Source organism: Massilia sp. P2_C2, from assembly GCF_056404615.1.
This window is the reverse complement of the sequence record NZ_JBFUDR010000352.1, coordinates 1-5,726: the sequence shown is the minus strand read 5'-3', so window position 1 is coordinate 5,726 and position 5,726 is coordinate 1. Positions and strand designations below refer to the sequence as shown.

Annotated in this window: 5 protein-coding genes; 2 read left to right on the top strand and 3 right to left on the bottom strand. The window is 69.5% G+C overall.

Translation table 11 applies throughout. The features are described 5' to 3' along the window. Positions 1 to 413: hypothetical protein (locus tag AC1DYX_RS26820; RefSeq protein WP_477264557.1), on the bottom strand; the 413-nt coding region annotated here is incomplete at its 3' end. Between the two features lie 195 nt (positions 414 to 608). Between AC1DYX_RS26820 and AC1DYX_RS26815 the strand changes: the two genes are divergently transcribed. Both AC1DYX_RS26815 and AC1DYX_RS26810 read left to right on the top strand, forming a co-directional pair. Further along, positions 609 to 2,048 (top strand): methyl-accepting chemotaxis protein, encoded by a 1,440-nt coding sequence (locus tag AC1DYX_RS26815; RefSeq protein WP_477264555.1) that lies wholly within the window; start codon positions 609 to 611, stop codon positions 2,046 to 2,048. A gap of 189 nt (positions 2,049 to 2,237) precedes the next feature. Beyond that, positions 2,238 to 3,692, top strand: coding sequence for a carboxylesterase/lipase family protein (locus AC1DYX_RS26810; RefSeq protein WP_477264553.1), 1,455 nt, complete (start codon positions 2,238 to 2,240; stop codon positions 3,690 to 3,692). 99 nt (positions 3,693 to 3,791) lie between these two features. Here AC1DYX_RS26810 and AC1DYX_RS26805 read toward each other — a convergent pair whose 3' ends face one another. Together AC1DYX_RS26805 and AC1DYX_RS26800 are read right to left on the bottom strand one after the other, a co-directional pair. Continuing rightward, the gene (locus AC1DYX_RS26805; RefSeq protein ID WP_477264551.1) at positions 3,792 to 5,162 is read right to left on the bottom strand and encodes a sulfite reductase subunit alpha; all 1,371 of its coding nucleotides are present in this window, start codon (positions 5,160 to 5,162) and stop codon (positions 3,792 to 3,794) included. After that, on the bottom strand, positions 5,159 to 5,726 hold a 568-nt coding region (locus AC1DYX_RS26800; RefSeq protein WP_477264549.1), incomplete at its 5' end, for an FAD:protein FMN transferase. The genes AC1DYX_RS26805 and AC1DYX_RS26800, both read right to left, overlap by 4 nt.

Sequence of the window (5,726 nt, the reverse complement as noted above, 5' to 3'; positions counted from 1 at the left end):
AGCGGGGGCGCCGGCGGTGCGGGGGGAGCGGGCGGTGCCGGCGGGACGGCGGGTGCCGCCCCAGCGGGCCCGGCCGGCGCGCCATCCTCGCGCATTCGCTGCAGGCGCACGAGCTCGCGTGCGATCCAGTCCTCGCGGCCGCCGTCCGGAATGAAATCCCAGCTGCCCCGGACGCGGTACTGGCGCGCGAGCGCGGTCGACAGTTCTTCCAGGCGGTCCAGTTCGATGCCGACGGCATAATCACCGAAGCTGGCCAGCACGTTCTGGCGCAGCAGGAGCACGGCGGCCGCGGCCACGGCGATGATCGCCAGCAGGACGGACGCGAACAGGCGATGGCCGATCGAGAATTTCAAGGTGGTGGTGGGCAGTGGGGACAGGGCATACCAGGGGGAGCCGGACGGTGGGTCATCCATACTTTTCGGACATTGTAATTTAGAAAACGTGAAATTAATGCGACGTTAATGGATTCTTTGTTCTGCATTTACCCTATTTGGCTGGACAGAGTGTTGCTTTATGCCGAATGATGACATGTGTCCAGAAAGTAGCTATATTTTCCTCAAATAAAATCGGCCATCGAACTAAAGAGTCGGCCACTCGGGAGACGCAGTATGTTGAATTGGTTGAAGGCGACGCTGGTGCCCTCGGCGTCGGCGTTCGCGCCGGCCGGAAGGTCCGGCATGACGGCACGGGTGCGCAGCCTCGTGCTGGGGGCGCGTGACGGCAGTATCCGCACGGCGATCAATGCCGCGCGCCTGCGCAAGGAAGTCGATCAGTCGCTCGACAAGGCGCGCCAGCAGTACGCCGCATCGCGCGAGCTGGCGGCGTCGGCACGGGAAGTGACGGCACTGTCGGCCAACGTCAAGGCCGGCACGGACGACATCGCCGGCACGGCGGACCGTAACCTGACGGTGGCGCGCGCGTCGATGGACGAACTGGCGCGCCTGGAAGGGCGCATGCGCGTGATCGAGGAGAAAGTGGAGGGCTTCGCGCGCACGGTCGGCCAGCTCGACCATCATGCCCGCTCGATCAGCGAATTCGGCGGCATCATCCAGCGCATCGCCAACCAGACGAACCTGCTGGCGATCAACGCGGCGATCGAGGCGGCGCGCGCCGGCGCGGCCGGACGCGGCTTCGCGGTCGTGGCGGCCGAGGTGCGCCGGCTGTCGCAACYCGTCAACGAAGAGACGACCAAGATCGCGGGCGTCAACAGCGAGATGCTCACGCTCGTCGAATCGACCACCGGCGCCACCCAGGATATCCTGCAAGGCGTGAACGTCTCGGCGCGCGAGGTTGGACTGGCGGCCGGCCACTTCAAGACCTTCGTCGCCGATTTCGAGCGCATGACGGGCACGGTCAACGACATGGCGGTGGCAATGCAGTCGCTGGACAGCATCAGCCAGTCCATCGGCCGCCAGGTCAGCGACATGGCGACGAATGCGTCCGAGACGGGCAAGTCGATGGCCGACGCCTCGCGCCGCGTGGACGAGGTGCGCGCGACGACCGAGGAGATGCAGGGCGTGCTGGCCGAATTCCGTACCGGCGGCACGGCGTTCGACAGCCTGGTCGAGGCGACGACGCAGTTGCGCGAGGCCGTCGGCCGCTGCCTCGGGGGACACCTGGCGCGCGGCGTCGACATCTTCGACCAGGCGTACCAGCCGATCCCGAACTCCGACCCGCCGCGTTTCACGACGGGCTACGACCGTACCGTGGAGCGCGACCTGCAGGCCTTGTTCGACCGCGTGCTGAAAGACCTGCCGGGCTGCGCGTATGCGCTGGCCGTCGACAACCGCGGCTACGCGCCTACGCACAACAGCAAGTTCTCGCAGCCGCCGAAGGGAAGCCGCGACCACGACCTGGTCTTCTGCCGCAACAAGCGCATCTTCGACGACCCGGTGGGCGCGAAGCTGGCGGCGAACCGCAAGCCGTTCCTGTTCCAGACCTACCTGCGCGATACGGGGGAGGTGATCAACGACCTGTCGATGCCGCTCGAGATCGGCGGCCGGCATTGGGGCGCGGTGCGGGTGGGGTTCGATTCCACCAAACTGTAACGCCAACGAACCGCGTACGCTGACGTTTCGATCAGAAGCGGTAGGTGTACGCCACCCCAATCGACGCGTGCAGGTCTTCCAGGTCTCCCCGGCCGTTCCCATTGACGAACCGGCATCCTCTCATTAGCATCGGTATGCGCTTTCCTCATTCCGAGCCGCGCTATTGCGATACCAACCAAGGAGACCTTCATGCCGAGCCCACGTTCGCTGAGCCATGTGCTGTGCCCTGTGATGTTAGCGGTATCATCGCTATGCGCCGCAGCCCCGGCCGGTGCCGGCGGCGGCCCCGTCGTCGCGACGGACAAGGGCAAGGTGCAGGGCGCCATCGCGGACGGCGTGGCCAGCTGGAAGGGCATCCCGTTCGCCGCACCGCCCGTCGGCGACCTGCGCTGGCGCGCGCCGCAGCCGGCCGCCGCATGGACCGGCGTGCGCGCGGCGACGGAATACGGCCACGACTGCATGCAACTGCCTTTCCCCAGCGATGCCGCGCCGCTCGGCACGCCGCCGTCCGAGGACTGCCTGTATGTGAACGTCTGGCGTCCGGTGAAAGCGCCGGCGAACAAGAAACTGCCCGTGATCGTGTGGATCTACGGCGGCGGCTTCGTCAACGGCGGGTCGTCGCCGCCGACCTATGCGGGCGCCGCGCTGGCGCAGCAGGGCGTCGTCCTCGTCAGCTTCAATTACCGCCTGGGCCGGTTCGGCTTCTTCGCCCATCCGCAGCTCACGGGGCAGGCGCGCCGTACCGATGAACCGCTCGGCAACTACGGCTTCATGGACCAGCTGGCCGCGCTGCAGTGGGTCAGGCACAATGTGGCGGCGTTCGGCGGCGATGCGTCCAACGTGACGATCATCGGCGAATCGGCCGGCGGCATGTCCGTCAACGCGTTGCTGACATCGCCGCTGGCGCAGGGACTGTTCGCGAAGGCCGTGGTGCTGTCCGGCGGCGACGGCGCGTCGCGCAATCCGGCGCTGGCGGAAGTCGAGCAGGTGGGGGTGAATTTCGCGGCGGCCAAGGGCATCGCGGCCGACGATCCGCAGGCGCTGGACAAGCTGCGCGCGCTGCCGGCCGACCAGGTCGTGGACGGCATGAACCTCGCCAGCCGCGCACCGCAGGATCCGCCGACGTATTTCGGCCCGTTCGCGGATGGCAGGGTGGCCGTGGATTCGGGCGTCGCGTTCGTGTCCGGCCGCTTTGCGAAGGTGCCCGTGATGATCGGCGCGACGAGTGCCGACATCGGCGGCAAGACCGGCTACATGGTGGCCGGCGCGCGCAGCCTGGCCGGGCGCCTCGCCGTGCACGGCGTTCCCGTGTACGCATACCGCTTCTCGTACGTGGCCGACAGCATAGCCAGGCCGGGCGCGCAGCACGCCAGCGACATCCCGTATTTCTTCGCGACCGTCGACGTCAAGTATGGCGACCAGGTCACGAAGAAGGACGTGGCGATGGGCCGCGCGATGAGCGCCTACCTCGTGAACTTCGCGATGAAGGGCGATCCGAACGGCGGCAGGCTGCCGGCGTGGCCGCGTTATGCCGGGGACAAGGACGTGATCATGGATTTCGCGGCGGACGGCAAGCCGGTCGCCCTGCGCGATCCGTGGGGTCCGGAGATCGACGCGACGACCGTCGCGCAGGCGGGGCATTGAGCGGTTGGTGGGCACGGGGTGTGCCCACCCTACGATTGTCCGGGCCGTAGGGTGGGCTCCCCGAGCCCACGCGGAGGTTTGCGACATGTTGGCCGTTGTTTAATAGACGTCGCGCCGGTACCGCCCCTCCGCCGCGAGGGCGTCCAGCTGCGGCGCGCCGAGGATCGCGGCCAGCGCCTCGTGCACGCCGCCCGCCATGCCCTGCAGGCTGCCGCAGACATAGATGGCGGCGCCGCGCCCGACCCACTCGCGCAGGCGGTCGGCCCGTGCGCGCAGCACGTCCTGCACATAGCGGCGCTGCGCCTGGTCGCGCGAGAACGCGAGGTCCAGGTGCGCCAGTTGGCCTTTGTTGCTCCACGTTTCCAGTTCCGCGCGCAGCAAAAAGTCGTGGGCGGCGTTGCGTTCGCCGAACAGCAGCCAGTTGTCGTGCCGGCACGCGCCGATGCGCGTCTTCAGCAGGCCGCGCAGGCCCGCGAGGCCGCTGCCGTTGCCGATGGCGACCAGCGGCCGCCGCGCGTTGTCGCCGAGGCGGAAGCGCTCGTGCGCGCGCAGGCGCAGGCGCACGATGTCCGCTTCGTCCGCCTGGGCGCACAGCCAGCCGGATGCGGCGCCCAGGCGGCCGTCTTCCCGTTGCTGCAGGCGCACGAGCAGTTCCAGCCGGCCTTCGTCCGGCACGGACGCGATCGAATATTCGCGCGGATGGTCCGGGTCGTCCGGCGGGCTGACCTGCGCGAGGTCGCCCGCTTCCCACGCGGGCAGGCTGCCTGCGGCCGGGCGCAGCGCGATGCGGTACAGCGGCGCGCCCGCGCTGCCGGGATTTTCCAGCGTGCGCGCCACGATGCGCCACTCGGCATAGGCCGGCGCGTCCCAGTCGGGCGCGTCGCTCGTGCCGGCGAGGCGGCCCACGTGATGCTGCCATTCGGCCAGCGCATGCGCAGCGCCGCGGTCGACGTCGATGCGGTCGAACAGGCGCGTCGCACCCTGCTGCGCGAGCCAGGCATCGAGCGCGCGGCCGAAGCCGCAGTAATTCGCATAACATTTGTCGCCCAGCGCGAGTACGGCGTAATGCAGGCGAGAAAGATCTAAACCCGGGTCGACGCCGGCCGTCATCAGCCGGCCGGCGAAGCGCGCGGCCGTGTCGGGCGCATCGCCTTCGCCATAGGTGCTGGCGACGAACAGGATGCGCGGAGACGCGGACAGCCGCTCGCGGTCGAGCGCGGACATGCACACGGCGCGCGCGGCCAGTCCACCCGTCGCCAGCAGTTCCGCGCTGCGCCGCGCGAGGTATTCGGCGCCGCCCGTCTGGCTCGCGTGGACGACGAGCCAGTCGGCGGCGGCCGCGTCGGCGGTCGCGCTGCGCTGTTTCTTGCCGTGCGCGCGCCACATGTTGAGACAAAGCGCGAGCCAGCTGCCCGACAGCAGCAGGGCGCCGCCGAGGCGCAGCGGTTCGGTGGTCAACAGGGCCGTCATTGCAGCAGCGCTTCCCACGCCGGCGACACGACTTCCTCCAGCCTGCCCGCGCGTCGCACGAGGAAACGGGCGGCCAGCGCGCGCCGCTCGGCGAACGCGAGGCCGTCGACGGGACCGAGGACGTTGAGGACGGTCGACAGCGCGTCGGCCGCCATGCACGTGGGCGCGAGCACGGTCACGGCGGCGACGCCGCAGGCAGGCCGGCCCGTGCGCGGGTCGAGCGTGTGCGACACGCGGCGCTGCTCGAGTTCGAAGAACTGGCGATAATCGCCCGAGGTGGCGATGGCCAGGCCGTGCAGCGCGACTACGGCCCGCGGAGCGGCCCCGCCATCCGGCACGGCCTCGATGTCGACCCACCACGGCTGGCCATCCGGCTTCAGGCCGGCGCCGCGCAATTCTCCGCCCACCTCGACGAGGTAGTACCGCAGGCCGCGTCCTTCGAGGCAGAGCGCGAGACGGTCGACCGCATAGCCTTTCGCCACCGACGACAGGTCGAGCGCGGCGCCGCCCGGCTGCAGCAGGCGGCGGCCGGCGCGGTCGAGCGTCGGGCGGGCGCGCGCGGCC